General features: G+C 51.0%; 26 protein-coding genes. 15 read left to right on the top strand and 11 right to left on the bottom strand.

Annotated features, from left to right (window positions below; translation table 11 throughout):
* Window positions 1–205 precede the first annotated feature (205 nt).
* Window positions 206–1,897: a S8 family serine peptidase gene (locus KG631_RS04620; RefSeq protein ID WP_213995702.1), complete on the top strand. Its 1,692-nt coding sequence runs from the start codon at window positions 206–208 to the stop codon at window positions 1,895–1,897.
* Window positions 1,898–1,949: 52 nt separating this feature from the next.
* On the opposite strand, the gene KG631_RS04615 is transcribed toward KG631_RS04620, so the two are convergent.
* Window positions 1,950–3,866: a TIGR00341 family protein gene (locus KG631_RS04615; protein ID WP_213995701.1), complete on the bottom strand. Its 1,917-nt coding sequence runs from the start codon at window positions 3,864–3,866 to the stop codon at window positions 1,950–1,952.
* Window positions 3,859–6,249: an ATP-binding protein gene (locus KG631_RS04610; protein ID WP_213995700.1), complete on the bottom strand. Its 2,391-nt coding sequence runs from the start codon at window positions 6,247–6,249 to the stop codon at window positions 3,859–3,861. The genes KG631_RS04615 and KG631_RS04610 overlap by 8 nt, the downstream gene beginning before the upstream one ends.
* A gap of 196 nt (window positions 6,250–6,445) precedes the next feature.
* On the opposite strand from KG631_RS04610, the gene KG631_RS04605 reads away from it, so the two are divergent.
* The 8 genes from KG631_RS04605 (at window position 6,446) to KG631_RS04570 (ending at window position 11,454) form a co-directional block, all read left to right on the top strand.
* Window positions 6,446–6,721, top strand: coding sequence for a hypothetical protein (locus KG631_RS04605; protein ID WP_213995699.1), 276 nt, complete (start codon window positions 6,446–6,448; stop codon window positions 6,719–6,721).
* A gap of 78 nt (window positions 6,722–6,799) precedes the next feature.
* Window positions 6,800–7,231, top strand: a complete 432-nt coding sequence (locus KG631_RS04600; RefSeq protein ID WP_213995698.1) for a hypothetical protein — start codon at window positions 6,800–6,802, stop codon at window positions 7,229–7,231.
* Between the two features lie 3 nt (window positions 7,232–7,234).
* On the top strand, window positions 7,235–8,089 hold the full coding sequence (locus tag KG631_RS04595) for a DUF692 family multinuclear iron-containing protein (RefSeq protein ID WP_213995697.1): 855 nt from the start codon (window positions 7,235–7,237) through the stop codon (window positions 8,087–8,089).
* Window positions 8,086–8,868 carry a putative DNA-binding domain-containing protein gene (locus tag KG631_RS04590; protein ID WP_213995696.1) on the top strand — a complete coding sequence of 261 codons (783 nt, stop codon included), beginning with the start codon at window positions 8,086–8,088 and terminating at the stop codon, window positions 8,866–8,868. Before KG631_RS04595 ends, KG631_RS04590 begins: the two co-directional genes overlap by 4 nt.
* A 132-nt stretch (window positions 8,869–9,000) precedes the next feature.
* Window positions 9,001–9,636, top strand: a complete 636-nt coding sequence (locus KG631_RS04585; RefSeq protein WP_213995695.1) for a DoxX family protein — start codon at window positions 9,001–9,003, stop codon at window positions 9,634–9,636.
* Between the two features lie 93 nt (window positions 9,637–9,729).
* A complete protein-coding gene (locus KG631_RS04580; RefSeq protein WP_301003607.1) occupies window positions 9,730–10,314 on the top strand; it encodes a sigma-70 family RNA polymerase sigma factor in 585 nt (194 codons plus the stop codon).
* Window positions 10,314–11,021 carry a DUF3379 family protein gene (locus KG631_RS04575; protein WP_213995693.1) on the top strand — a complete coding sequence of 236 codons (708 nt, stop codon included), beginning with the start codon at window positions 10,314–10,316 and terminating at the stop codon, window positions 11,019–11,021. Before KG631_RS04580 ends, KG631_RS04575 begins: the two co-directional genes overlap by 1 nt.
* A gap of 31 nt (window positions 11,022–11,052) precedes the next feature.
* A complete protein-coding gene (locus KG631_RS04570; RefSeq protein WP_213995692.1) occupies window positions 11,053–11,454 on the top strand; it encodes a hypothetical protein in 402 nt (133 codons plus the stop codon).
* 128 nt (window positions 11,455–11,582) lie between these two features.
* On the opposite strand, the gene KG631_RS04565 is transcribed toward KG631_RS04570, so the two are convergent.
* The 9 genes from KG631_RS04565 to KG631_RS04530 form a co-directional block, all read right to left on the bottom strand.
* Window positions 11,583–12,410: a MipA/OmpV family protein gene (locus KG631_RS04565; protein ID WP_213995691.1), complete on the bottom strand. Its 828-nt coding sequence runs from the start codon at window positions 12,408–12,410 to the stop codon at window positions 11,583–11,585.
* 239 nt (window positions 12,411–12,649) lie between these two features.
* Complete coding sequence (locus KG631_RS18800) at window positions 12,650–12,856, bottom strand: nicotinamide mononucleotide transporter (RefSeq protein WP_301003606.1); 207 nt, start codon at window positions 12,854–12,856, stop codon at window positions 12,650–12,652.
* Window positions 12,857–12,881: 25 nt separating this feature from the next.
* Window positions 12,882–13,196: a nicotinamide mononucleotide transporter family protein gene (locus KG631_RS18795; protein ID WP_301003605.1), complete on the bottom strand. Its 315-nt coding sequence runs from the start codon at window positions 13,194–13,196 to the stop codon at window positions 12,882–12,884.
* Between the two features lie 93 nt (window positions 13,197–13,289).
* Window positions 13,290–14,747, bottom strand: a complete 1,458-nt coding sequence (locus tag KG631_RS04555) for an NAD-dependent succinate-semialdehyde dehydrogenase (protein WP_213995690.1) — start codon at window positions 14,745–14,747, stop codon at window positions 13,290–13,292.
* Between the two features lie 141 nt (window positions 14,748–14,888).
* The gene (nhaD, locus tag KG631_RS04550; RefSeq protein WP_301003611.1) at window positions 14,889–16,319 is read right to left on the bottom strand and encodes a sodium:proton antiporter NhaD; all 1,431 of its coding nucleotides are present in this window, start codon (window positions 16,317–16,319) and stop codon (window positions 14,889–14,891) included.
* A gap of 108 nt (window positions 16,320–16,427) precedes the next feature.
* Window positions 16,428–17,879, bottom strand: a complete 1,452-nt coding sequence (gene nhaD, locus KG631_RS04545; protein WP_213995689.1) for a sodium:proton antiporter NhaD — start codon at window positions 17,877–17,879, stop codon at window positions 16,428–16,430.
* Between the two features lie 80 nt (window positions 17,880–17,959).
* On the bottom strand, window positions 17,960–18,814 hold the full coding sequence (locus KG631_RS04540; protein ID WP_213995688.1) for a universal stress protein: 855 nt from the start codon (window positions 18,812–18,814) through the stop codon (window positions 17,960–17,962).
* 85 nt (window positions 18,815–18,899) lie between these two features.
* A complete protein-coding gene (locus KG631_RS04535; RefSeq protein WP_213995687.1) occupies window positions 18,900–20,384 on the bottom strand; it encodes a SulP family inorganic anion transporter in 1,485 nt (494 codons plus the stop codon).
* Between the two features lie 323 nt (window positions 20,385–20,707).
* Window positions 20,708–21,199, bottom strand: a complete 492-nt coding sequence (locus KG631_RS04530) for a hypothetical protein (protein ID WP_213995686.1) — start codon at window positions 21,197–21,199, stop codon at window positions 20,708–20,710.
* A 132-nt stretch (window positions 21,200–21,331) separates the two neighbouring features.
* Here KG631_RS04530 and leuS point away from each other — a divergent pair, with 132 nt between their 5' ends.
* The 6 genes from leuS to rlmH all read left to right on the top strand — a co-directional run bounded on the left by leuS (window position 21,332) and on the right by rlmH (window position 26,939).
* On the top strand, window positions 21,332–23,917 hold the full coding sequence (leuS, locus tag KG631_RS04525; protein ID WP_213995685.1) for a leucine--tRNA ligase: 2,586 nt from the start codon (window positions 21,332–21,334) through the stop codon (window positions 23,915–23,917).
* 1 nt (window position 23,918) lies between these two features.
* Window positions 23,919–24,392, top strand: a complete 474-nt coding sequence (gene lptE, locus KG631_RS04520) for an LPS assembly lipoprotein LptE (RefSeq protein ID WP_213995684.1) — start codon at window positions 23,919–23,921, stop codon at window positions 24,390–24,392.
* Window positions 24,392–25,435 carry a DNA polymerase III subunit delta gene (gene holA, locus KG631_RS04515; protein ID WP_213995683.1) on the top strand — a complete coding sequence of 348 codons (1,044 nt, stop codon included), beginning with the start codon at window positions 24,392–24,394 and terminating at the stop codon, window positions 25,433–25,435. The genes lptE and holA overlap by 1 nt, the downstream gene beginning before the upstream one ends.
* Window positions 25,428–26,078, top strand: a complete 651-nt coding sequence (gene nadD / locus KG631_RS04510; protein WP_213995682.1) for a nicotinate-nucleotide adenylyltransferase — start codon at window positions 25,428–25,430, stop codon at window positions 26,076–26,078. Before holA ends, nadD begins: the two co-directional genes overlap by 8 nt.
* A gap of 63 nt (window positions 26,079–26,141) precedes the next feature.
* A complete protein-coding gene (gene rsfS / locus KG631_RS04505) occupies window positions 26,142–26,462 on the top strand; it encodes a ribosome silencing factor (RefSeq protein WP_097111785.1) in 321 nt (106 codons plus the stop codon).
* Window positions 26,463–26,468: 6 nt separating this feature from the next.
* The gene (gene rlmH, locus KG631_RS04500) at window positions 26,469–26,939 is read left to right on the top strand and encodes a 23S rRNA (pseudouridine(1915)-N(3))-methyltransferase RlmH (RefSeq protein WP_213995681.1); all 471 of its coding nucleotides are present in this window, start codon (window positions 26,469–26,471) and stop codon (window positions 26,937–26,939) included.
* The last annotated feature ends 2 nt before the right edge of the window (window positions 26,940–26,941 follow it).

Raw genomic sequence — 26,941 nt, 5'->3', positions numbered from 1 at the left:
TACATTTTAATACAATTTTGTTGTTGCTTTAGGTAAAACTAAAAAAACCTTGCATTCCACTTCATTTATCGTCAAATTAATTTGGCGTTGCTGGCAATAGCTATTGCGCCAAATCGCACTAAATCCACGATAAATATAGATAAGAACAAACTAAATAAAGAACTCTGAAGAGTCATTCATCGCAACAGCTTGGAAGGAAGTACTAATGAAATATTCCAGAATTACCCCCATCGCCGCCGCAACACTACTCGCCCTGGGCTTGTCAGTGCAGGCTCAGGCTTCAGATCGATATGTTATCCAGGTAGATAACCATAACAAAGGTCTGATAAAAGCATTAGCCGTTCGAATGGGCGGCCAGATTGAAGTAGACTCGGATGGCTTTATTGCCGCCACTTTCAGCGGTCAGGATTTAGCAACCGTTAAAGGTTTACTGAACAACCCGCACATTAAATTAATTGAAGCGGATGTTAAGCGTTACCCTCAGGCTTTATTTAACGATGACGCCGGAAACCCGGTGACTCAGCAGTTAACCCCTTATGCAGTTTATCAGTCACAGGCTAATCAGGTTGGCCTGAACTTAGGTAATGCCAAACGGGTTTGTGTAATTGACTCTGGTATTGCCCGTGATACCGGTGAGACCGGTGGTGGCAATAACGATTTTGACTGGTCAAATATCACCGGTAGCAGCAATTCCGGCACCGGTGACTGGTTCCGCGATGGCGGCCCGCACGGCACCCATGTTGCTGGTACTGTTGCTGCAGCAGATAATGGCTTTGGTGTGGTAGGCATGGCACCAGGTAACCCGATGCATATTATTAAAGTATTTAATGATGCAGGCTGGGGTTACTCGTCTGACTTAGCACATGCTGCCAATTTGTGCGCCCAGAACGGGGCTGAAATTATCAGTATGAGTTTAGGCGGTGGCGGTGCCAACAGTACCGAAGAGAACGCGTTTAACACCTTTACTAATAATGGTGGTTTAGTGCTGGCAGCGGCAGGTAATGACGGCAATACTACCCGCTCTTACCCGGCAGGTTATGCCTCGGTCATGATGATTGGTGCCAATGATGGCAACAACAATATTGCTACTTTCTCTCAATACCCTTCCTGTACAGTGACGTCTGGCCGCGGTAAAAATGCCACCACTACTACAAATGAAGGTTTCTGTGTAGAAGCAACCGCCGGTGGTGTTGATACCCTATCGACCTACCCTGCAGGTAGTACTTCATTAGTTACAGCAACTGCTGACGGTATTGGGTTTAGTGCCGCGCCTTCCGATAACACCGGCAACCTGAACGCAGCTACATACCATATGGGTACAGCTGAAGCGACAGATAGCGGTGCCAACGGTAAAATCTGTACTATTGACCGTGGCAATATCTCTTTTGCTGACAAAATTAATAACTGTGCCAACTCTGGTGGTATCGGCGCTGTTGTAATTAACAACATTGCGGACGAAGGTCCGGTTTATATGGACGTTTCCGGCGCAGCTAATATCCCGTCTTACGGTGCAGCGTTAGAATCACGTAGCGACATCGTCGGCGCTGCAAATATTGCTATCTCGGCTTCAGCTAGCGATTATGGTTATATGAGCGGCACGTCGATGGCTACCCCAGCGGTATCTGGCGTCGCTGCATTAGTTTGGTCTAACTTCCCGCAGTGTTCAGGCACTGAAATTCGCAACGCTTTAAAAGCAACGGCAGTACTGCCTGCTAACGGCGACCCGGTGAAGTTTGGTAAAGGTATTGTTAAAGCGAAAGCCGCTTATGACTACCTGCTCGCTAATGGTTGTACCGGAGCAGACACCGGTGGTGATACTGGTGGCGATACTGGTGGCGACACCGGTGGTGATACTGGTGGTGGCAGTTGCAAAGGTGGTCCGAAAAAGTGTGGTTAACACCTGATTCTTGACAACAAGCCGGTGCAACGCACCGGCTTTTTTATTGGGATCAGCGAATAACCTTGACACCAATTTCCAACTCTACCGGCTGTTGCAGCTTCTGCTCGATACGCTGCTTTACCCTATCCATAGTGGCATTATCTACCGCGCTCCCGGACACTATCGTCAGGCTAATTCTGAGCGGTGTTCCCGGGCGTACACTGACATCACGCAGTTTTACTTCATCCAGTACTATGCCATCCAGCTGCTGCACTATCCGGTGCTCTGCCACCATATGGCCAAAGCCGATTGCCAGCGGAATACATAAAATGGCGGCCAGCGTAAGTGTTAATGCCAGACCGCGCTTGGCCCGGTGAAACGGACTGTAGCCCAGAAACATGAACGTGATAACTGCGGCCAGAATAATCCCAACCAGGTTAGTTAAAAACAGCAAAAAAGCGCCCCAGAACACGGTTAGATCCAGCCAGCCCAAACCAATACCTGCCACTGCCAGTGGCGGCACCAATGCCACGGCAATCGCGACCCCTGCCAGGCTTTTTGCTACTTCCGCCCGGGCATGGGCGTAAGCACCGGCAATACCGGAAATTACCGCTACGCCTAAGTCCAGTAATGTTGGGCTGATCCGGGCCGCAATTTCGCTGTTAATGGTAGTAAGCGGAATAAACCAGGTGGCCACCATCGCACAGCCCATCGCCAACCCTGTACCCACGGCGATACTGCGGCTGCTAACCAGCATTAACCCCTCGTCCTGGCGCAGGGTACCCAGGGCCATTGAAATAATCGGCCCCATTAACGGCGCTAAAATCATTGCACCAATAATTACCGGGGTAGAATTGGCAAATAACCCAAATACCGCCAGTAACGTTGCTAACACCATCAGGGTTAAATAAGACGGCGAGGCTTTGGCGCTCTCGCGCATTGCCATAAATAGCTCTTTAAACTCGTCGGTAGCCGCATGATGGATCCACGGCAATGGATAGGTCACCAGCTCTGTTTTCGCTTTACCCGCGGGCAAAGCCTGAGTTCTTATCGCTTCTTTACTTTCAACCCCGGCATCTTCCAGCGCCAGATAACGACCCGGGGCCAACCGCAGCACCCGCGGTTCGACCCTTAACTGCAGCACGCTGATCTTTTCAATCAGGCCATCATGGGTATAACTTATGGCTCTGGGGCTGCTGATGGTCAGGCTGCGACTTTTAATACGACCGACAAAAGAAGGGGTATTGTTATTCCAGTAGTCACGTAAAAACAAGGAAGCAAATAAAAACCGCAGCATTTCAAACACACTGCGCGGTGCCAGCACCAACGCATGTAACATCCCGTCATTGACACTGGAGTCGGCCACTAACCGGCGAGACAATACTGAACTGCGGCCATGCTCTACCACCACGATTCCCAGCGCAGCGGTATCAACAACTTTTTCCTTGTGAGTCACTATTTTAAAGGCATCAAATGTTACCTCGCCAATACCTTTGACCAGCCGGATAAAGCGTTTAATCCGTTTTGCCAATGGCTCGGCCAGTGCTTCACCCGGGGTTAGGGTAAGGGCATCACCAATCACCACCGAGTTAAACACCGGTACCTCGTTGCACAGCAGTAAATCGGCTTCTACCGTCTCGTTATTCAGCGCATCGGTCAACGCGTCTTCGGTTTTCCCTGCGATACCAAAGCCATAACGGGCATGCTTCATCTCCGGATGGGGCAGTAAGGCCAGGGTCAGTGGCTGATTCTGGACCTGCAATACCAGCTCACGCAGGTGCTCATCGCTTAAATAGCAGACTAACCTGCTGCCGGGGGCAAAACCTGCCGGCTGCTCCGGATTAAATACCTGCACTGATATAGCCGAAAAAGCCTCGCCCAGGCGGCTGATTAATAGCGGAATTAATTGCTGCTGCACCCGCTCTGCGTCTAAATCGGCATACAGTAATACTAAGGGTTCATCGGTAACTGAACTGCTACTATTCATCCAGACTTCCGTTAACCAGTTCGGCAATCTCTGCCAAACGTTGCATAGCCCGGCCATTGACCGACTTTTTCGGATACTGGCCACGTCGGTTTAACTCACCGGTTTCTTCGCCGGTTAACAGACCCAGTGCCTCATCCACGGTTTTTACCACATAGATATGAAACTTTTGCTCTGCCACGGCGGCAATGACTTCATCGCGTAATACCAGATTCAGCTGATTGCTGGCCGGGATAATCACCCCCTGCTCACCGGTCAGGCCGCGTGACTGACACAGCCGGAAAAACCCTTCTATTTTTTCATTTACCCCACCAATGGCCTGCACCTGACCATGCTGGTTAATCGAGCCGGTAACCGCCAGACTTTGTCTGATCGGGATATCGGTAATGGCCGAAATCAAGGCGCATACCTCCGCCAGTGAGGCACTGTCGCCGTCAATATGGCCATAGGACTGCTCCATGGCAATATTCGCGCATAGCGTCAGCGGAAACTGGCGGGCATATTTCGCGCCCAGATAACCGGTAAGCAGTAATACGCCTTTGGAATGAATAGCTTTACCCAGCTCCACTTCACGTTCTATATCAATAACCCCGCTGGAGCCGGCAAATACCGTGGCGCTGACCCGGGCTGGCGTACCAAAGGCCGTATCGCCAATTTCCAGTACCGTCAGGCCGTTTATTTTACCGACTGCAAGGCCCTCAGTATCAATCAGGATCTGCCCTTCCTGAATATCTTCCAGAAAGCCCTCGCTGATCCGGCCGGTACGGTGTTGCTTGCCCTGTAATGCCTGCTGCACATGCTGCGCATTCAGAATATCGCTGTCGGTCTGCGCTGCGTAGTAGCAGGCTTCACGCACCAGCTCCAGCACGTCCGCAAAACGGGCTGACAGTTTGCGCTGGTGTTCTGCCTGGCGAAAGCTGAACTGCAACAGCTGGCGCAGGCCACACTTTGTCAGCTGGTTAATATTCAGCTGCTGCATTTGCAACTGAATTTGCCGCGACATATAGCTCAGGGTTTGCTCATTGTAAGGCAGGTAATGTTCAAAATCGGCCAGCACCCGGAACAGCTCGTTAAATTCTTCATCGACTTCCTGTACCAGATAATACAGGTCACGCGAGCCCAGCAGCACCACTTTAACGTTCAGCGGTATCGCCCGCGGGGTAATAATGGTGGAATTTGTAACGGCGTGCTCGCTTAAGGTGTCAATCACCACTTCGCCGCTCTTCAGCGCCAGTTTCAGGGCATCCCACACGGATGCCTGCGACAATAAGCGGTCGGCGTCCAGAATTAAATAGCCGCCGTTGGCTTTGTGTAAGGCACCAGGGCGGATCATCCGGTAGTTGGTGTAAAGCGCGCCACTGGACGAGTTATATTCAACCCGGCCAAACAAGTTGCCATAACTGGGATTAGGCTCAAAAATAATCGGCGCGCCCGACATGGTCTCATGATGGACCAGCACATTCGGCACAAATTCTTCAACAAAAATTTCCCGGCTGTCGATCTCTTCCTGCTTCTCACCATCCGACTCATCAGGCAGTAATTCCAGCACCGCTTTTACCAGATGGGGCCGCATTTCTTTCAGGTATTTCAGCACGCCAAGTTCGGTGCTGTAATCATGCTCCATTTCTTTTAGCATCGGCTTAATGGCCTGCTCTATCGTTTCTTTGCGCAGCGCTCGCAGGTTTTCCGATAGTTCACGTTTCCAGCGTGGCAACTCAAGCAGCGCATCGTTTAACACCGTTTCCAGCTCTGACACCAGCGAATAGAAATATTGCCGCTGCTCATCAGTCATTTTACTGAATTCGCTGTCGTCCAGCGGCTTACCATCGATGATCGGCGAAAAGCTGACGGCGCCATTGTCTTCGTATAACACAACTTGTTTTTCCAGCGCAGTTTTTTCGACCCGCTCAATCGCCTGCTCGTAACGGTCGTCAAACTGGCGGGCTATGGTTTTTTTCTTGCGCTGATAACCCGGGTTGTCGAAGGCGGCCGGAAAGGTATCCAGTAATTCATCTATTAATGCTTCTAACTTTTTAACCAGAATGCGGCCATCGCCCGGCAGCAGCCGCAACGTATTGGGCACCCGCTCATCATCAAAATTATTCAGGTAACACCACTCATTTGGGGTGGCTTTTTCGGCAGCAGCGTGTTGCAGAATATCCTGCACCAGAGTAAAGCGGCCCAGGGCCGGCTCGCCCATTACATACAGGTTGTAACCCGGCATATCCATACCAATGGCAAAGGCCAACGCCGATTTTGCCCGGTCCTGGCCGATAAAGCCGGGAATAAGCTCGGCGGTGGCCAGCGCCTGTTCAATCTGAACGCTATCTAATACCGGACCAAGGTCAGCAGGCTGCAGTGCTGCGGGTAAACGGCTGTGGGTCATATTATCCCTTAATTAAAGCAAGAGTATTAAAGCAAGAGTATTGAAGCAAAAGTTACGCAAACGCATATGCCGACATACTACCAAAAACCCGCAGCACTGTGCGGGCTATTTTATTTTTTCAATAAGCCGGTTAAAGATCCTGCTACTGGCGCCGATACAAGCTTAGCAACAGAAATCAATCTACGTCGAGGTCAATATGAACGAACAAAATTGTCTGCAAAAAATTCGCAATCTTGGTGTTCGTTTACAGGAACTGGAGTTAGTGCAACTGGAGCCGGGTAAATCTTACGCCGCTACTGCCTTAAACTTTTTGTTTGCCGACCATGGCGCACAGCGTCCGGCAGGTGCCCCACTTGACCATACGCTGCGGGCCTTAGGTGAGGCCATTGTTGCCAATCGGAAAGTGCGTTTCAGCACACTTGACCCGGACAGTGTCATCGACTTTTTCTGCCGTTTTTACCGGGTACATTGAAATAAGCAAATTTTTGAAATACCTTTGCAGCTGAGCAGGTCTTATTACAGACCCTGACAACCACAAAGGTAACATCTGATGAAAACACTGAACAAAACCCAGCTTTCTTTCGCTCTTGGCGCCATGGCATTAGGCTCAGTAGCCTCTGGCGCCGCTCATGCCGATAGCAACCCTTTCGCAGCCGCAGAACTGAGCATGGCCTATCAGCTGGCTGCCACTGAAGGTAAATGTGGTGAAGGTAAATGCGGTGCTGATAAAGCCAAAGATAAAGCTAAAGACAAAGCGAAAGAAATGAAGTGTGGCGAAGGCAAATGCGGTGAAGGTAAGTGTGGTGCCGATAAAGCCAAAGCTGAAGATAAAGCGAAAGAAATGAAATGTGGCGAAGGCAAATGTGGTGAAGGTAAGTGCGGTGCCGATAAAGCCGCGAAAATGAAAGACGATGCCAAAGCCAAAGCTGAAGATAAAGCAAAAGAAATGAAGTGCGGCGAAGGTAAGTGTGGAGCAGCTTAAGCTGTGACAACTTCTCTGCCGTTAACCGGCGCAGGCCTTGGCCTGCGCCGGGAAATGCTGCCCGAGGTACTGGCCGGCGATAACCAGAACATCGATTTTTTTGAAGTCGCGCCGGAAAACTGGTTGCCCTATGGTGGTAAGCTGGCCAGCCAGTTTCAGGCCCTGACCGAGCGTCACGCTTTTGCCTGCCATGGTTTATCGCTGTCCATTGGCAGCCCGGATCCACTGGATATTGGCTTTGTTAAGCAATTAAAAACGTTTTTTAAACAGCACAATATTCGATTATACAGCGAGCATTTAAGTTACTGCTCGGCCGGCGGCCATTTATACGATTTAATGCCTATTCCGTTTACTGAAGAAGCCGCCAGCTATGTCGCCGCCCGGGTGCGCACCGTGCAGGATATTCTGGAACAGCCGCTGATACTGGAAAACGTGTCTTATTATGCGGCGCCCGGTCAGCAAATGAGCGAGCTGGACTTTATCCGTGAAGTGCTTAACCAGGCCGATTGCCAGCTATTACTGGATGTAAATAATATTTATGTTAATTCAGTAAACCATGGTTACGATGCCAAGGCATTTCTGCAGGCCCTGCCTAGCGAGCGTGTTGCTTACTATCATGTTGCCGGCCATTATCAGGAAGCAGCGGACTTACTGGTCGACACCCACGGCGCTGATATTCCCGACCCGGTATGGCATTTACTGCAGCTGGCTTATCAACAGCATGGAGTCAAGCCCACCTTGTACGAGCGCGATTTTAATATTCCGGCGCTTAGCAGCCTTAAGCGCGAACTGGACACGATCAGAGCCCTGCAGCAACAGGCGCTAAAAGCGAGTGCCCCGCAAAAGGTTGCGCTATGAGTACCACAGATACCACACTAAATGACTTTAGCCAGGTGCAGCAGCAGTTGGCGGCATATATTCGTAACCCAGATAGCGCCCCACCACCGACCGGGGTTGAACCACGCCGGCTAAAAGTGTATCGGGAACTGTTTTTTAATAACGTTAAGGGCTTTCTCGATACCGCCTTTCCGGTGCTCAAAACCCTGTACAGCGAGCAGAACTGGACAGCGCTGGCCCGGCAGTTTTTCAGCAACTACGCCTGTCATAGCCCTTACTTTTTGCATATTGCCGAACAGTTTGCGACTTTTTTACAGGATTACCAGCCAACAGCAGCCGATCCGCCTTTTTTAGCCGAGCTGGCGCACTATGAATGGGCTGAGCTATATATCGCAACCTTAACCAGCGAACAGCAGTTGCCTGCTCTCAGCCAGGCAGAACTTGCCAGCGACGCGCTCAGCAGCACCCGTTTACAATTATCTGAACTGGCCATGCTGTGCGCTTATCAGTATCCGGTGCAGCAAATATGCGTCGATTTTCAACCTGCTGAGCCCACGCAGCCGGTATTTTTCTTGCTGTATCGTAACAGCGAGCATGAGGTAAAGTTTGTTCAGCTAAACCAGGCTACCTTGCTGCTACTTAACACCCTGGCTGAACAACCGGGCCTGACATTTAATGCCCTTATCCAAGCCCTCAGCCCACAATTACCAGGCTTAACCGAACAACAACTGCAACAGGGCGCCCTACCCCTGTTGCAGGATTTAGCCGGTAAAGGCGCGATTTGCGGATATTCGGCCTGAGCGTCCACTTTAAACCCACCTAACCTTCCACCTTAACGCCTACCTTGTTGGAAAATGACTGAAATAGCTTTGCCATTCTGACGGTCTTGTTAAACATCATCATTATCTCTGACACCCTGACAGGCTATTTTTATGGTTACCCAGCTCTATGCACATTATCAGCAGTTTCGTGGCCGGCTGGCTCTGTTCAGCGGCGTGGCACCGCTGCTGCTGCGGCTTATTCTGGCCCCGGTGCTTATTCAGGCGGGCTGGAATAAATTCAGGCATTTTGCCGATACCGTCGCCTGGTTTGGCAACAGTGACTGGGGCTTGGGTTTGCCCTTGCCCTGGTTACTAGCCAGTCTGGCTATTGCCGCAGAACTGATTGGTGGCGTTATGCTGTTGCTGGGGCTATTAACCAGATTGGTAACGATACCGCTGCTGGTCACCATGTTGGTCGCTATTTTCGCCGTCCACCTGCCCTATGGCTGGCCAGCGATAGCTGATAGCAGCAGCTGGCTGGCCGATGGCACCATTTTGCTTAATGAACGGGTAATGGACAGCAGCGATAAAATTGCCGCTGCCCGCAGCCTGTTACAGCAGCATGGTAATTACGACTGGCTTACCTCCAGTGGCAAGCTGGTTATTCTGAACAACGGCATTGAGTTTGCGGCCATCTACTTTGCCATGCTGCTCAGCCTGCTGTTTAGTGGCGGGGGCCGCTATGTCAGCGTTGATCACTGGCTCAAATGCTCTATCAGTCAACGGACATCAGGTGCTTTGCAATAGTGGGCACTTTGGCCAATTCAAATGATCGCTTTACAGGTTAAGCTTATGTCGATTACGCTTACAACTCTCTCCAGTGAACAGAAATCAGTAGTAATGTCACAATCACGAAATGGCTTGTTCAGTTTGCCGGTCTCATTATTTAAGCGCAAAGCGCAAAGTAACAGCCAGCGCTATGAGCAGCTGGTGCGGCTGTATCATGCCGACTTATATCGTTATGCCTTCTGGCTGTGCCGGGATCAGCATATTGCTGAGGACATTGTCCAGGATACATTTTTGCGGGCCTGGAAAGCGCTCGATTCACTGCTGGACGACAATGCCGCGAAGAGCTGGTTAATTACCATTTTACGCCGGGAAAATGCCCGGCGGTTTGAGCGTAAACAACTCGATTACAGTGATGTTGAGCAAGACAACTTAACCGATGAAACTAACCCGGCGCTGGAGCAACAGTATGACAATGCCTTACTGCAACAACAGTTACTGTTGCTGCCAGCCGAGTATGGCGAACCGCTGTTGCTGCAGGCGCTGGCAGGGTTTAACAGCGAAGAAATTGGCCAACTGCTCAACTTAAACGTAAACACCGTTAACACCCGTTTATTCCGGGCACGGCAATTACTGAAGCAGCGCCTAATCGCACAACATAAACCGCAACAAGATACCCGGCAAAAGGGGGGAAAGTGATGGCTGATTTAACACTAAGACAGGCGCTAATCGCCGACCCGCTGGCTCGCTCTGCTGAGGTGGCACAAGCCGTTGCGACAGATCCACAATTACAACAACTACAGCGCCAGCTGTTGCTCGATCAGGCCCGGATTAAACAGGCGCTGACGCTGGAAGTACCCGATACCTTACCGCTAAAACTATTGCGCCAGCAAATGCTGCTCAGTCAGCAAACTCAGAAAAAGCGCTTTGCCGGTGCCATTGCTCTGGCAGCCTCAGTCGCCTTTGTGGCCGGCCTGACCCTGAACTGGTTTAATTATGGTTACCCCGGGATGACCCTGGGCCAGCATGCGCTGGCGCATGTCTATCATGAAGCCCCTTATATGGATCAAATGCTGGCACCACAATCGCTGGATCAGGTGAATGCCAAACTGGCCAGCTTTGGCGCCGAGCTGAGTGACTGGCAACAGGCTATTATCTACGCTAACTTTTGTGATTTTCGTGGCACCCGCTCCTTGCACCTGGTAATGCAAACCGAGCATGGCCTGGCCACAGTGTTTGTGGTACCGGCCAGTAACAAGCTGAAATTTGAGCATCATTTCTCTGATGAAACGTATCGCGGCCGCAGTCTGGCCTTAAAAACCGCTGATTTAGTGGTGGTGAGTGAAAATGATGCTGACTTACAGCAATTACCGGCTAAACTGGAGCAACAACTGAAATTTATTTAACGCCGCACTCAGCAGGCAGCAGGGATGCACAATGACCGACAGAAACCAGGCAGAATGGCTGTTAGTTCAGCAAAGCTACGATAAACAAGAGCAGCAAGCCATATGGCTAAAAGCAGTCACTATTCTGGTATGGCTGTGGTTGCTGAAAAACACCGCCGGCCTTGAGCTGCTCCTGGGGGTCATCGGCTTATTCTGGCTGCATGAAGCCTTACTTAAAACCTGGCAGCAGCGCGCGGCCAACCGTTTGCTGCAGCTGGAACAAGCGATATTACAGGCACAGGATATCGGCTGTCAGTGGCATAGCCAGTGGCAATATCAACGGCAAAACCCGCTACAACTGCTGCTTAGCTACGCCAAACAAGCGCTAAAACCCACGGTCGCAGTAACCTACCTGGCATTAATCGCCGCCAGCTTGCTGCGGCTTTGGTTGTAGCAGCAACGCTCGAAGATTCACTGCTTAAATGACTTCTGACAGGCTGTCAGGGGCAGATCAATTTGCTGATCAATACGGCAAAATTAATACCCGCCCCTGAGGCTCCCTTTAAGCTGTGGTTAACCAACCTAAAATATATAGATAAAGCCGACGCCTACTTCAGCTTCATAATCACTGCGGGCGATTGGGCTGGCGCGCACGTCGCTGCTGTAATACTCATAAAGTGCTTCGCCGTAGATCTGCCAGTTCTGGTTGATGTTATGCCGGTAATTGTAATCGATGCCAACCGAGCGCAGCCCACTACTTAATCTGGTTTCGTCCAGCCCCGATGCCACGGCCTGCTGCGCGTCGATGCCAAAACCATTATTGGCATATTTGCTGTCGTGAAATACCGCAACCAGGTTAATCTCCGAGCCGGAGCCGTCGGTTTGGTTACCGAAGCGGCGGCCTACGCCAAACAGGCCAAGGTTGCCGTTTTCACCCGTCACCACCCGACCAACCAGCCAGTAACGCCAGTCGGCGCTGAATGCATGGCGCGCTTGCAGTACGAATTCAACTCCTTCATCGCCATCACCCAGCCCATCCAGATAGCCCTTGTCAGAATCACTTTCTTCGCGGCCCTCCTCAAAACCCACTAAGGCTTCAAGTAACCAGGTATCAGCACGAACGCCACGCCAGCCCAGGGCCTCACCGGCCCAATAAAAAATGTTATTGCCACTGCGCCACTGCACGGCGCCGGCGGGTTGCAGTTCAACCCCAAATTCATCCGAGCCTTCGTAAGCGGTTTCATATTCAATACCCAGCCCCAGTCCGAAAGCCCAGCCGTCCTCACCCCGGGTGAAGTCGTCGACTGAAGGTAGTGGCACCATAGCCGTATTGTCGTCTTGCGCTACGGCTGTTTGCAATACAAAACCCTGTAGCACCAGGGCCAGCATTAAACTTGAGAATTTTTTCATAGTGTTATCTTTCCTGTACGCCCAGGCGATGGGTGCTGTGAAGTAAGGTTATATTTTCCCGGTTTACGAGCAACATGGAAAAAGAGATCTCCGATTGTTGTTTTAACTTAAATATTAAAGTGGGGGGCAGCACTCCTGTAAGCCGCCTGCTTTTAACCGCCTTCTTTCAACCACTACTGTGCGCGGGCTGGATATTTTCGCGGCTTAATGTGCGCCACAGACACAAGCCATACCAGGCATTAAACCAGAAGCCGCAATAAACAATAGCAGTAACGTTCAGCCTCGCGGAAATATACAGCAGAGGATAGCGTCGCGTACATAACCAGTAGCCAGAACCACCAGGTTTCCAGTTTGCGGTTCATTAATAAAAACTGGGCGATAAGGCTGAACATTAAAATAGACGAGTCGACATAAGGCGCATAAGCATCGGTCAGGTTATGTAGCAAGCAACCGACGCGCTGCGGTAACCAGCTAAAGCACGCGCCGGTGGAACGGCAATAAATGCCTTAACCGGCTTTTGCTAACATGTTTAATACCACTGGCCCGGCCCCACTGGTACCAGCCAATAAAATTAGTGGCAATAAAAAACGCCATTAGCATACTTTCGGCGTACAACTGCACCTGATAAAACAGCACTGCAAATAAACTGCAGCCAATAATCCCCAGCCACCAGGTGTGAATACTGTTACGGGCCGCCAGAAACACCGCCAGTAAGTAAAAACCATTAGCGGCGTATTCCAGCGCAGTTAATGTTAACAGCGGCGCGACTAATTCCGTTATTGCCATTTCATTCCCAGCTTCATGCCCTGCTCTATTGGTGCCATAAGCCTGATAAATAAGGTAGCCTGATAAATACCCTAGTCTCAGTCAGCTTATCCGTTACTTATCTAAACCACCCAGGCATAAGTATTTAATATCCAGATAATCGGCCAGGCCATATTTGGAGCCTTCCCGGCCATAGCCGGACTGTTTCACTCCACCAAACGGGGCGGTCGGGTTAGACACCATGCCTTCATTTACGCCCACCATGCCGTATTGCAGGGCCTCGGCAACCCGCCAGCAGCGGCCGATATCCCGGCTGTAAAAATAGGCTGCCAGGCCAGACTCGGTCGCATTGGCCAGCGCAATGGCTTCGGCCTCATCATCAAAACATTGTACTGCAGCTACCGGGCCGAATATTTCATCCTGGGCCACTGCCATCTGATTGTTAACACCGGTCAGCAGCGTAGGTAAGTAAAACAAGCTATCTGTCGGCTGGCGTTTACCGCCGCACTGTACCGTTGCGCCCTGGGCAACGGCTTCCTGTAGCAGTTTATCAACTTTGTCGCAGGCGTCGCTGCTGATCAGCGGACCAATATCCACGTTGTCAGCAGTGCCATTACCAAGCTGCAGCTTACCGATAGCCTGCTGCAGTTTTTTGGTAAAAGGTTCTACGATACTTTTTTGCACCAGGATCCGGTTAGTACAAACACAGGTTTGGCCGGCGTTACGAAACTTTGAGGCCATCAGGCCGTCAACTGCCGCATCCAGATCCGCATCAGCAAACACAATAAAGGGCGCATTGCCGCCCAGCTCCAGCGATACCCGCTTTACCGTGCCGGCACACTGCTTGGCCAGCTGTTTACCAATATTGGTGGAACCGGTAAAGCTGAACTTGGCCACCCGCTTATCCTGGCTCAGCACCTCGCCAATAGCTTTAGCATCGGTACTGGTAATTACATTAAATACCCCCGCCGGAATGCCGGCGCGTTCGGCCAGTTCTGCCATCGCCAGCGCCGATAGCGGGGTTAGCTGGGCCGGTTTAACTACAAAAGTACAACCTGCTGCCAGGGCCGCTGCCGCTTTACGGGCAATCATCGCATTAGGGAAATTCCACGGTGTTATTGCCGCAACCACGCCAACAGGCTGCTTGATAACGACAATCCGCTGATCGGCGGTTTTCGCTGGAATAGTATCGCCATAAACCCGTTTGGCTTCTTCAGCAAACCATTCCAGGTAAGACGCGCCATAGCCAATTTCGCCTCTAGCTTCAGCCAGCGGCTTACCCTGCTCCAGGGTAAGCAGCAGGCCTAAATCATCCTGATGCTGCAGCAGTAATTGCTGCCAGCGCATTAATAGTTTTGAGCGCTCTGCTGCGGGCCGGGCCGCCCAGTCAGCAAAAGCGGCATGGGCGGCGGCTATCGCCTTTTCTGCATCGGCCGCGCTGGCATCGGCTACCTTAGCAACAAGCTCGCCGTTGGCCGGATTGGTGACCTCAAAATAATTGTCAGCTTTGTGCCATTGGCCTTGCCAATAAGATGAGTCTTTTAATAAACCCTGATCGGTTAGTTTGGTCATAGTCTCTCCTTCGGTTACCGCCGGCCCAAGCCAGTTAAATACTAGCGAGGCAGGCTGGTGTTCAGGTTATGCGACTAAGCTTAGCAGTTGTCAGATGATTCGCCGCTAAACGGCAACCGTCTTTATTCAGCCAATGCCGACTCAGCTCACCAGGCTATACTCCGCAAAACTGGCAGCATTCAGCCACAAATGGACTGCAACGCTGGCAAAATAGCCCAGTAAAATTACCGGTGCCCATTTCAGGTGGCCAACAAAGGTGTAATAGCCTCTGGCCTGGCCCATTAATGCGACGCCAGCGGCTGAGCCAATGGAAAGCAAACTACCACCAACCCCGGCAGTGAGGGTAATCAGCAACCATTGGCCATGCGCCATATCCGGCTGCATGGTTAACACGGCAAACATTACCGGAATGTTATCGATCACTGATGACATTAAGCCCAACACGACGTTGGCTACAGTCGGGTTACCATTGCCATACAAGGTGGTTGATAACAGCTCCAGATAGCCGATATAACCTAAACCACCAACACACATTACCACCCCATAGAAAAACAGCAGCGTATCCCACTCAGCCCTGGCGATCCGGCTGAATACGTCAAAGGGTACGATTTGACCAAGCGAACGGATCCGCTCCATATCTCCTTGACGCTCTGCCATGGCCCGCTTGCGTGCCAGCGAACCGGGTAGGGTTTTGCGCAGGAAAAAGCCGAAGAACTGCAACAACCCCAGACCGGTCATCATACCCAGCACCGGCGGTAAATCCAGCCAGGAATGATACAGCACAGCCAGCGCTATTGTGGCCAGAAATAATGTCATAATGCGCAGCGCGCCACGTTTAAGTTCAACATCTTCCTGTAAGGCAGCGGGGTATCGGCGTTCAACAAAAAAGCTCATTATTATTGCCGGCACCAGGTAGTTTACTACCGCTGGCAAAAACAACGTAAAAAACTCGTTAAAGGTAATAATACCCGCCTGCCATACCATTAGCGTCGTAATATCGCCAAACGGTATAAAGGCGCCTCCGGCATTTGCGGCGATAACGATATTAACGCAGGTCAGGTTAATAAAACGCTTATCGCCTTCAGCGACTTTCATTACCACTGCACACATCAGCATAGCGGTAGTCATATTGTTGGCAAATGACGAGATAAAAAAAGCCAGTACGCCACTAATCCAGAACAAGCTGCGATAGCTGAAGCCTTTGCGGATCATCCACGCCCTTAAAGCATCAAATAACCGCCGCTCCTCCAGCGCGTTAATGTAGGTCATGGCAACCAGCAAAAACAGCATTAACTCCGCAAATTCCAGCAGGGTGTGCCGAAACGCATCGGCGGTAACCCCGGGAATACCATCCTGCATATAACGCCACGCCACCAGCGCCCAGATAATACCGGCCGCCACCAGCACCGGTTTGGATTTACGCAGATGTATTTTCTCTTCTGCCATTACCAGCAAATAAGCTAATGCAAATAGCACTAGCGCACTAATACCTACCGCAGAGCGAGTCAAGTCCAATTCGCCCGTTGCAGCATATGCCGCCGGCGTAAATACCACACCCACTATCAGCCACAGCAGCCACTGTTTCACGTGCACACCCTCGGTTATATCTTAAATAAGATTGGCAGATGCCTGGCGTAATTGAGCCAGGCTAAAATTTTCACGCTAAAAATACTTTTATCGTTAACTTGCCACACCATACTCGGCAAAGCTGGCGGCATTTAGCCATAAATGCACGGCAATACTGGCAATGTAGCCCAGTAAAATGACCGGCGCCCACTTCAGGTGGCCGGCAAAGGTGTAATAGCCCCGGGCCTGGCCCATCAGTGCCACCCCGGCAGCGGAACCAATTGATAACAGGCTACCGCCCACACCGGCGGTTAAGGTGATTAGTAACCAGTGGCCGTGCGACATCTCCGGCATCATGGTCAGCACCGCAAACATTACCGGGATATTATCGATTACCGCCGAAATTAAGCCCAGAGCAATGTTAGCGTAGGTGGCATTCCACTCGGTATACAGCACTGTTGACATCAGCTCCAGATAGCCGATAAAACCCAGACCACCGACACACATTACCACCCCGTAGAAGAACAGCAGCGTGTCCCACTCGGCACGGGAAACCCGGCTGAATACATCAAAGGGCACTATCTGTCCCAGGGCTTTAATTCGCTCCTGATCGCCTTCCCGTTCAGCCATGGCTCTTTTACGGGCCAGTGAACCCGGCAACGTAACCCGCAGGAAAAACCCGAAAAACTGTAAATAACCCAGGCCAGTCATCATGCCAAGGACCGGCGGTAAGTGCAGCACCGAGTGAAAGGCCACCGCTGTGGCAATAGTGAGTAAAAACAGGCATAAAATCCGGATTGCACCACGCTTCAGTTCAACCTCTTCGTATACTGCCGAGGGTTTGCGCTTTTCAACAAAGAAACTCATGATAATGGCCGGGATCAGGTAATTGGCCACCGACGGTAAAAACAGCGCCAGAAACTCCATAAAGCGCAATACGCCGGCCTGCCACACCATCAGCGTGGTGATATCGCCAAAGGGGCTGAAAGCACCGCCGGCGTTGGCAGCAACGACAATGTTTATACAACACAGATTAATAAATTTTTTGTCACCTTCTGCCACCTTCATTACTACCGCACACATCAGTAACGCGGTGGTCAGGTTATCGGCGATCGGTGAAATAAAGAATGACAGAATACCGGTTATCCAGAACATTGACTGATAACTAAAGCCCTTTCGGACCATCCAGCTGCGCAGCGCATCAAACACCCGCCGCTCTTCCAGCGCGTTAATATAGGTCATGGCGACCAGCAAAAACAGCATCAGCTCGGCAAATTCCAGTAAGGTATGGCGGAATGCCTCTTCGGTTACTGTGGGCATGTCAGCCTGAATGTAGCGCCAGCCAATCAACGCCCAGATAATACCGGCCGCAACCAGTACCGGCTTTGACTTACGTAAATGAATTTTCTCTTCCAGCATCACCAGGATATAAGCGATGATAAAAATAAATAAGGCAATATAACCGGTGGTGGAGGCCGTTAGGGCCAGCGGACCACTGGCAGCAAAGGCGACAGGTGAACACAATAACGCAAATAAACTACCCAGAATGATGCTGAACTTAAACATGATTGGCTACTTCAAATTTAAACAACACTAGTAATACGATAAAACAGACAACCCGGCGGGGAGCCGGGTTGTCTGTTTTATCAGCGAAGGATTAACAAGGAACACTTTGCCTTGCTAATCATGGCAGTAGTGGTACTGCCAACAATAAACTGGCGGATCCGGGAATGGCCATAAGCCCCCATCACCATCAGGTCAATATGGTGCTCCTGCTGGTACTGGTTAAGCACTTCATCGGGCTCACCGCCAACAATTGCCACTTTGGTCTCAAAACCGGCATTGCGCAAAATGTGCGCTGCCGTTTCCATTTGCTGCTGAGCCGCCTCAATATTGGCACCCGCCATCACCAGATGTACCGGCAACCCTCTGCCCAGCGGGCTGGCTGCCAGCATTTCCAGACCTTTTAGTGCAGTTGCACTGCCATCATAGGCCAGCATAATCCGCTGCGGCGCTTTATAACGTTGCTGAGTTAATAAAATGGGTTTATGCAGGCTGCGGATCACCTGTTCTACATGCAAGCCCATATGGCCATGCGCGTCGGCACTGCTAAAACCGCGTTTGCCCAGCACCAGAAGGCGGGTTTCCTCTTCCAGTTCAACCAGGGTTTCAACCAGGGTGCCATGGCGCAACCGCTCATCCACGCCTTCTACCCCTGCCTGTTCGGCCCGGCTTTTTGCCGCATCCAGCATTAAACGGCCCCGCTCCATTGCCAGCTTGCCATGCTTTTCGTCCAACTCAGCCAGTTGCTGCAATAATACCTCTTGCGAACCTAAACCGATACTACCACTTAAGTCGGGGGTGTGAGTATGCTGGGCTTTATCCAGTACATGAATAACGGCCATTGGCACCGTTAAACGTTTTGCTGCCCAGACGGCATAATCACATACAGCTTCGGCATAGGGCGAGGCATCAATACATGCCATTACTTTTCTTGTCATCGTTATTATCTCCTGTTGCCAGTAATCGGCTCAGCTTACGCTGCTTCAGCTAAGCACAAATTATCTAAGATCAACTTAACTGAAATCAGTGTCCCATCAACTTTTCCACGGCATCAGGCTGATTATGTACAGCAAACTTGTCGACCAGGGTGGCGCTGGCCTCATTTAAACCAATCAGCTCCACTGCTGTTCCTTCGCGGCGGAATTTCAGCACCACTTTATCCAGTGAGCTGACAGCGGTAATATCCCAGAAATGGGCCCGGCTTAAATCAATGGTCACGTTCTCAACCGCTTCTTTAAAATCAAAGGCGCCGATAAATTGTTCGGCAGAGGTAAAAAATACCTGGCCGACTACCTGGTAGTCGCGCTGCTGGCCATTGGCAGTAAGTTTAGAACCGATATACAAAATCTGACCGACTTTATTAGCAAAAAACAAGGCACTTAGCAGCACCCCAACCAGCACACCATAGGCCAGGTTATGGGTGGCGACGACCACAATAACCGTCATAATCATCACAACTGACGAGCTTTTCGGGTTTTTGCGAAGGTCTTTAACCGACGACCAGCTAAAGGTACCAATAGATACCATGATCATAATGGCGACCAGCGCAGCCATTGGGATCAGCCCGACCCATTTATCTAAAAACACCACCATAATCAACAGTAAAATACCGGCCAATAAGGTTGATAACCGGGTACGGCCACCTGATTTGACATTGATAATTGACTGTCCAATCATCGCACAGCCTGCCATACCACCAATTAAGCCAGAGCCTAAATTCGCCACCCCCTGACCAACACATTCGCGGTTTTTATTGCTGCTGGTATCGGTCAAATCATCGACAATCGTTGCCGTCATTAACGACTCCAGAATACCCACCACCGCCAGCGCCAGCGAATACGGGAAAATAATTTGCAGCGTTGCAAAATTCAGCGGCACGTCCGGCCACAGGAAAATGGGCAGACTATCCGGCAATTCGCCCATATCGGCTACCGTACGAATGTCCAGTCCGAAATACAGCGCCAGGCCGGTCAGCACTATGATGCAAACTAACGGCGATGGAACTGCTTTGGTAACATAAGGAAACAGGTAAATAATAGCCAGGCCCAGCGCTGTCATACCATAGACGGTGGCGCTACCGTAAGTACCGCTTAGCTCAGGCAGCTGCGCCATAAAAATCAGGATGGCCAACGCATTAACAAAGCCGGTGACCACTGAGCGCGAAACAAAGCGCATTAAGTCGCCCAGTTTAAAAATGCCAAACACAATCTGGATCAGGCCGCATAACAAGGTCGCCGCCAACAGGTATTCCAGGCCGTGGTTTTTAACCAGGGTAATCATCAGCAGCGCCATGGCACCGGTAGCGGCAGAGATCATCGCCGGGCGGGCACCAACAAAAGCAATAATGAAACAAATAGCAAAAGAGGCATACAGGCCGACTTTGGGGTCAACACCGGCGATAATAGAAAAAGCAATAGCTTCAGGGATCAGGGCGAGCGCTACCACGATAGCAGACAGAACATCGCCTCTGATATTGGAGAACCAGTTCCGTTTCAGAGAATTAATCATTTACATGTCCAACAAGTTATTTTCCGACATTCAGCACAGACGCTTAGCATAAACTGCGTTTAAAGTGCCTACACCAGGCTGCATTTTCCGCTTTGAGCCTTGAACTTTATTTGCACTTTATCAGGGGTTCTGCGCGTTACACCGGCCTATCCTCGTTGGTTATTAGTTGGTCAACAATTACACACTGTAAAAAAATAAGCGCGCATTATAGGGGTTTAAAGGCGACAAAACCAGTAAAAACAGGGTTAAACTGGCTTGCAGCCCAATAAAACATCAAAACTGCTATTCTTTTGCTGCCTACAATGTTAGGTGGTGTGGAAAAATTAAACCGGCAACCCCTCCCGGTAAAACTGCACGCCGTCGCAATTACTGCAGGGTAGTAACTCAGCCGGATGGGTGTAATCAATATGCTGATAGCAGTTGCTGCAGCGATAACGCCCCATACCGACCATTTCGCCCTGATAATACACCCCCTGATGTTTGAAATCCTGAGTCAGCTCCTGCCATTCCAGCTGGGTTTTATCGGTAATATTACTAAGCTCCTGCCACAACGCTTCAGGCCACAGCGAAGGCGCAGCCTGTTCTGCAGCCGGAATATCCTTCTGGGTATCTTGCTCTTGCTCGTGCCACTGGCGCTTTAGAGTTTCAATAAATAAGCGTGTCTCGTATGCGCTCAGCTCTTTTCCCGCTTTAAGATAGGCTTTTAACGTATCTGCAAACTTAACCAGTTGGTTATCGTAGTTATCCGGGTTTTGCTGCAAATTGCGGTTGAATTCGGCCAGCCAACGTTGATACTTTTTATAAAAATCGCTCATATTGTCTCCTTGGTAGTTTTTCCAGTATAGACAACGCGCTTGCTTATTGTTGTCAAAACCGCGCTGCGGTATGCTATAGCCACTTTTTCCGGCCATGCCGGCCCTGCCAGAACTTTATCGTGGATGATGTAAATGCAACAACAATATGACCCGCAGCTAATTGAAACCGCTTTGCAACAACAATGGGAGCAAACTAATGCCTTTCAGGTAACGGAAGATCCCAGCAAAGAAAAGTTTTATTGCCTGTCAATGTTCCCCTATCCGAGCGGGCGCTTGCACATGGGTCATGTCCGTAACTATACCATTGGCGATGTAGTCAGTCGTTTTCAACGGATGCAGGGCAAAAATGTGATGCAGCCAATGGGTTGGGATGCCTTTGGTTTACCGGCGGAAAACGCGGCGATCAACCACAAAACGGCGCCAGCTAAATGGACTTACGAAAATATCGATTATATGAAAAACCAGCTGAAACGGCTGGGGTTTGGTTACGACTGGAGCCGGGAGGTCGCCACTTGTAAACCTGATTATTACCGCTGGGAGCAGTGGTTTTTTACCAAGTTGTATGAAAAAGGTTTGGTTTACAAAAAAATGGCGACCGTCAACTGGGATCCGGTAGACCAATGTGTACTGGCCAACGAACAGGTTATCGATGGCCGCGGCTGGCGTTCTGGCGCAGTTGTCGAGCAACGCGAGCTGGCCCAGTGGTTTATAAAAATTACCGCTTATGCTGAAGAGCTGCTGGCCGATTTAGAGCAGCTGACTGAATGGCCTGAGCAAGTGCGTACCATGCAGAAAAACTGGATTGGTCGCTCTGAGGGCGTCAATATCCGCTTTGATATTGCCGGACAGCAGAGTGAAGTTGAAGTTTATACTACCCGGCCGGATACCCTGTACGGGGTGACCTATCTGGCAGTGGCGGCACAGCACCCGCTGGCACGTACAGCGGCAGCATCTAACCCGCAGCTGGCCGCATTTATTGAAGACTGCAAAGGCGGCAAGCTGGCTGAAGCTGAACTGGCTACCATGGAGAAAAAAGGCTGTGCCACCGGCATTTTTGCAATCCACCCGCTGACCGGAGAGCAACTGCCGGTATGGGTCGCCAATTTTGTACTGATGGACTATGGCTCAGGCGCCGTGATGGCGGTACCTGGCCATGATCAGCGCGACTATGAATTTGCAACTAAGTACGGTTTAACCATTAAACAAGTTGTGCAGGCAAACAGTGGCGAGGCTGCCGATTTAACTCAGCAGGCTTACACCGAAAAAGGCACCCTGATTAATTCAGCTGAATTTGATGGTTTAGCGTTTACTGAGGCCTTTAACGCCATTGCCGCCAAACTGGCCAGCCTGGGCAAAGGCGAGGTCAAGGTTAATTATCGCCTGCGTGACTGGGGCGTGTCGCGCCAGCGCTACTGGGGTACCCCTATTCCGATGCTGAACCTGGCCGATGGCTCTGTCGTGCCGGTGCCGGAAGATCAACTGCCGGTACGCTTACCGGAAGATGTGGTCATGGACGGCGTCACCTCACCGATTAAAGCCGACCCAAACTGGGCCAAAACCGACTATAACGGCGCACCGGCATTTCATGAAACCGATACCTTCGACACCTTTATGGAGTCGAGCTGGTACTATGCCCGTTATTGCAGCCCGGATTATGATAAAGCCATGCTGGACCCGGCCAAGGCCAATTACTGGCTGCCGGTTGATCAGTACATCGGCGGAATTGAACACGCCATTCTGCATTTGCTGTATGCCCGCTTCTTCCACAAATTGCTACGTGATGTTGGCCTGGTGCAGTGTGATGAGCCTTTTAAACGGCTGTTGTGCCAGGGCATGGTGTTGGCTGAAACCTTTTATCGCGAAACCGATAACGGTGGCAAACAGTGGTTAGCACCACAGGATGTCACCGTCGAGCGCGATGACAAAGGCCGGATCACCCGGGCGGTATTGCAAAGCGATGGTTTGCCGGTGCAGTCAGCCGGCATGAGCAAAATGTCCAAGTCAAAAAACAATGGTATCGACCCACAGCAGGTTATTAACCAGTATGGTGCCGATACCGTGCGCTTGTTTATGATGTTTACCGCTCCGCCAGAACAAACCCTGGAATGGTCGGATTCTGCCGTGGAAGGCGCACATCGTTTTATTAAGCGGATTTATACTCTGGTGCAGGACGTAAAAGCAGCCGGCGCACCAGAGCCACTGCAATTAAGCACCTTAAATAACGAGCAGAAAGCGTTACGGCGCGAGCTGCACAAAACCATTTTCAAAGTCAGCGACGATATCGGCCGGCGCTATACTTTCAATACTGCCATTGCCGCCATTATGGAACTGAGCAATAAATTGCAACGGGCCAGTCTGGCAAGCGCTCAGGACAAAGCAGTAATGCATGAAGCGGTATTGGCATTATTACAGCTGCTGAATCCGATAACCCCGCATGTAGCCCAGTATTTATGGCAACAAATGGGCCAGAGCCAGGGTATTGAACAAACCCCCTGGCCTGCCGTTGATGAACAGGCGATGGTGGAAGACGAAAAGCTGGTGGTAGTGCAGATAAACGGTAAAGTGCGGGCTAAAGTAACGGTCAGTGCCGACGCTACTGAACAGCAGGTACTTGAGGAAGCCAAGCAGGATGACAACGTGCAGCGTTATCTGGACGGGGTAACCGTTCGTAAAGTGATTTACGTTCCGGGTAAATTGCTTAATCTGGTGGTTGGCTGATATGTTGAGAGTGGCAATAGGCGTCGTGCTGACACTGGCACTGGGCAGCTGTGGCTTTCACCTGCGCGGCAACTTGCCACTTAGCCAGTTTCCGGCAGTCTATGTGCAAAGTGATGCCCATTCTGAACTGGCTGAGCTGCTGAATGAACGTCTGAGTCAGAACAGTGTGCGCTTACTGGACAGTATGGCGTCTGATGCCCCGACCATTCAGTTAGTCAGTGACACGTTGGAACGACGGACCTTGTCGTTGTTTCCCAGTGGCCAGGTGGCCGAGTATGAGCTGATTTACAAAGTCAGTTATTATTTAATTATGCCGGGCGCTGAACCCGCTTTTAATCAGTTTGAACTATACCGCGATTATCAGGATGATCCGAACCAGGCGCTGGCCAAAGCCCGGGAGCTTGACTTATTACTCAGTGAGTTACGGCAACAGGCGGCCAATCGAATTATCCGGCAACTGGCCCGGTTAGACTGATGCAAAAACTGTATGCTAACCAGCTGGCTGCCCAGCTTCAGCAAGGGTTAGCTGCATGTTATCTGATTTTTGGCGAAGAGCCGTTGCAAAAGCTCGAGGCCATTGATGCCATTCGCCTCGCGGCCAAAGACCAGGGCTATGACGAACGGCTCAGCTTTGCCGTTGATAACCAGTTTGACTGGAGTCAGCTGCACAACGAACTGGGCGCCATGTCCCTGTTTGCTGAGAAACGCTTAATAGAACTGGAACTCAGCCAAAAACTGCCCCCGACAGCCAGCGACCAGTTAAAACAACTTGCCAGTGCGCTGTCTCCTGACATTGTGCTGGTGATACATGGTCAGCGCAGTTTTGCTGAGGTCAGTAAACTGGCCTGGTTTAAACAGCTGCAGCAAGTAGCGGTGCAGCTCGCTATTTATCCACTGGATGACCGTCAGGCCCGGCAATGGTTGCAACAACGTGCCCGCCAGCTGAATTTGCAGTTAACCGGTGACGCTTTTAATCTGCTACAACATCATAGTGCCGGCAATTTGCTGGCAGCCCGGCAGGAGCTGGAAAAACTGGCCTTAACCCATCCAGACCAACAGGTTGATGCTGAGGCGTTAGCAGAGTTTCTGGCTGATCATTCCAGTTTTACCGTATTCCAGTTGGGCGATGCCATTCTTGCCGGCGAGGGCCCACAGGCTATGCATCGGTTACAGCGGCTGTTGCAGCAGGACTTAGAGCCGGCGATAATAATCTGGCAATTACAGCGGGACATTCAGCAGTTGCAACAGCTTCAGCACAGTCAGCAACAAGGTATTGCGCTAAGTCAGATTTATAAACAACTGGCCATCTGGCCAAAACGCCAGCCCTTGTATCAGCAGGCACTACAGCGTTTATCATTAAGTTATCTGCACTATTTATTACAGGAGCTGGCGGCATTTGACCGGCTTTACAAAGCAGGCAAATTAGCCGATATTGCAACGGCACTTGGCCACCTAGTCTGTTTATTTATCAGACCTGTGCCCCGCACCTACAGTTTACAGCAACACAGTGATGATTAACTCAGCTGCTGCCAGGCCGCTGATTGGCATTTTCGGCGGCACCTTTGACCCCATTCATCAGGGGCACCTGGCCTGTGGCCGCTATGTGCTGGAGCATTGCCGGCTGGATCAGCTCCAACTTATGCCCTGCCATATACCGCCACACCGCGCCAGTCCCGGGGTTAATGCCCGGCAGCGAGCGAAAATGGTTGAACTGGCGATAGCTGACGAACCCAAAATGCAATTGCAGCCACTGGAACTTAACCGCGACAACCCCTCTTTTACTGCCGACAGTCTGGCGCTGTTAAAACAACGCATGCCGGCAACAACCCTGGCATTTATTATCGGCATGGATTCACTTTGCTATTTTAAGCAATGGCATCACTGGCGCCAAATCCTCAACCTGTGTCACCTGATTGTCTGCCAGCGGCCGGGATACCATCACCAGGCTGGCGATGCTCCGGCGTTGCTGGCAGAATTTGGCGCGGCTATATCGGTGCTGCAGCAGCGGGATTGTGGCAGCATTATTGAGCTGAACAATCCAGAATTTACGCCCAGCGCCACCGCCATCCGGGCAGCACTTGCCGAAAAGAAGAAAAATATCAGTGACCTTGCGCCGCAAGTACTGAACTATATTCAGCAACATCGACTCTATCAGAGCTAAGCGCTATAACCGTGGAAAAACTGTGGTAAAATAGCCGCTTTTAGTGAGTATTGAGGAAAATAGGTGCAAACGAACGAATTGGTCGCCTTTGTCACAGACAAAATTGATGATATGAAAGGCCGTGATATCGTAACTTTAGATGTCCGCGGCAAATCAAGCGTAACTGAATTTATGGTGGTCTGCTCGGGTACGTCTACCCGCCATGCCAAGTCGGTAGCGGGCTACTTAGCGGCCGAATGTAAAAAAGCCGGTGTCCAGCCTCTGGGCATCGAAGGCGAAAGCAGCGGTGAGTGGGTACTGCTCGATTTAGATTCGGTAGTCGTGCATGTGATGCTGGATGAAACCCGTAACTTTTATCAACTGGAAAAACTCTGGAGTGCCTGATCCGGTATGAAGCTTAGTCTGATCGCTGTGGGTACCAGGATGCCCGATTGGGTGCAAACCGGCTTTAATGAGTATGCCAGACGCTTCGGCCGCGACATGCCACTGGAGTTAATAGAAATTCCGGCAGGAAAACGCGGTAAGAATGCTGATATCAAGCGGATCCTTGAGCTCGAAGGTGAAAAAATGCTGGCAGCAGTGAGTAAAGGCAGCCGGATTGTCACCCTGGAAGTCACCGGCGACAACTGGAGCAGCCCGCAACTGGCCCAGCGGCTGGAGCAGTGGCAGCAAGATGGCCGCGATGTTGCCTTACTGATTGGTGGGCCGGAAGGGCTGTCACCAGCATGCATTGCCGCCAGCGAAGCGAAGTGGTCTTTGTCCGCCCTGACCCTGCCTCACCCCATGGTGCGGGTGGTACTGGCAGAAGCACTGTACCGCGCCTGGAGTATCAGTACTAATCACCCTTATCATCGCGAGTAGTT

Origin of the sequence: Arsukibacterium sp., from assembly GCF_018402695.1 — a bacterium.
GTDB lineage: Bacteria > Pseudomonadota > Gammaproteobacteria > Enterobacterales > Alteromonadaceae > Alishewanella.
Note: the sequence above shows the minus strand (reverse complement) of the source record. Positions and strands in the feature narration are given on the sequence as shown.

What these genes read in the sequence shown, in the direction of transcription:
- KG631_RS04620 (WP_213995702.1), top strand. Translation starts at nt 206, where the DNA reads ATGAAATATTCCAGAATTACCCCCATCGCCGCCGCAACACTACTCGCC.
- KG631_RS04615 (WP_213995701.1), bottom strand. Translation starts at nt 3,866, where the DNA reads ATGAATAGTAGCAGTTCAGTTACCGATGAACCCTTAGTATTACTGTAT.
- KG631_RS04610 (WP_213995700.1), bottom strand. Translation starts at nt 6,249, where the DNA reads ATGACCCACAGCCGTTTACCCGCAGCACTGCAGCCTGCTGACCTTGGT.
- KG631_RS04605 (WP_213995699.1), top strand. Translation starts at nt 6,446, where the DNA reads ATGAACGAACAAAATTGTCTGCAAAAAATTCGCAATCTTGGTGTTCGT.
- KG631_RS04600 (WP_213995698.1), top strand. Translation starts at nt 6,800, where the DNA reads ATGAAAACACTGAACAAAACCCAGCTTTCTTTCGCTCTTGGCGCCATG.
- KG631_RS04590 (WP_213995696.1), top strand. Translation starts at nt 8,086, where the DNA reads ATGAGTACCACAGATACCACACTAAATGACTTTAGCCAGGTGCAGCAG.
- KG631_RS04585 (WP_213995695.1), top strand. Translation starts at nt 9,001, where the DNA reads ATGGTTACCCAGCTCTATGCACATTATCAGCAGTTTCGTGGCCGGCTG.
- KG631_RS04580 (WP_301003607.1), top strand. Translation starts at nt 9,730, where the DNA reads ATGTCACAATCACGAAATGGCTTGTTCAGTTTGCCGGTCTCATTATTT.
- KG631_RS04575 (WP_213995693.1), top strand. Translation starts at nt 10,314, where the DNA reads ATGGCTGATTTAACACTAAGACAGGCGCTAATCGCCGACCCGCTGGCT.
- KG631_RS04570 (WP_213995692.1), top strand. Translation starts at nt 11,053, where the DNA reads ATGACCGACAGAAACCAGGCAGAATGGCTGTTAGTTCAGCAAAGCTAC.
- KG631_RS04565 (WP_213995691.1), bottom strand. Translation starts at nt 12,410, where the DNA reads ATGAAAAAATTCTCAAGTTTAATGCTGGCCCTGGTGCTACAGGGTTTT.
- KG631_RS18795 (WP_301003605.1), bottom strand. Translation starts at nt 13,196, where the DNA reads ATGGCAATAACGGAATTAGTCGCGCCGCTGTTAACATTAACTGCGCTG.
- KG631_RS04555 (WP_213995690.1), bottom strand. Translation starts at nt 14,747, where the DNA reads ATGACCAAACTAACCGATCAGGGTTTATTAAAAGACTCATCTTATTGG.
- nhaD (WP_213995689.1), bottom strand. Translation starts at nt 17,879, where the DNA reads ATGTTTAAGTTCAGCATCATTCTGGGTAGTTTATTTGCGTTATTGTGT.
- KG631_RS04540 (WP_213995688.1), bottom strand. Translation starts at nt 18,814, where the DNA reads ATGACAAGAAAAGTAATGGCATGTATTGATGCCTCGCCCTATGCCGAA.
- KG631_RS04535 (WP_213995687.1), bottom strand. Translation starts at nt 20,384, where the DNA reads ATGATTAATTCTCTGAAACGGAACTGGTTCTCCAATATCAGAGGCGAT.
- KG631_RS04530 (WP_213995686.1), bottom strand. Translation starts at nt 21,199, where the DNA reads ATGAGCGATTTTTATAAAAAGTATCAACGTTGGCTGGCCGAATTCAAC.
- leuS (WP_213995685.1), top strand. Translation starts at nt 21,332, where the DNA reads ATGCAACAACAATATGACCCGCAGCTAATTGAAACCGCTTTGCAACAA.
- lptE (WP_213995684.1), top strand. Translation starts at nt 23,919, where the DNA reads ATGTTGAGAGTGGCAATAGGCGTCGTGCTGACACTGGCACTGGGCAGC.
- holA (WP_213995683.1), top strand. Translation starts at nt 24,392, where the DNA reads ATGCAAAAACTGTATGCTAACCAGCTGGCTGCCCAGCTTCAGCAAGGG.
- nadD (WP_213995682.1), top strand. Translation starts at nt 25,428, where the DNA reads ATGATTAACTCAGCTGCTGCCAGGCCGCTGATTGGCATTTTCGGCGGC.
- rlmH (WP_213995681.1), top strand. Translation starts at nt 26,469, where the DNA reads ATGAAGCTTAGTCTGATCGCTGTGGGTACCAGGATGCCCGATTGGGTG.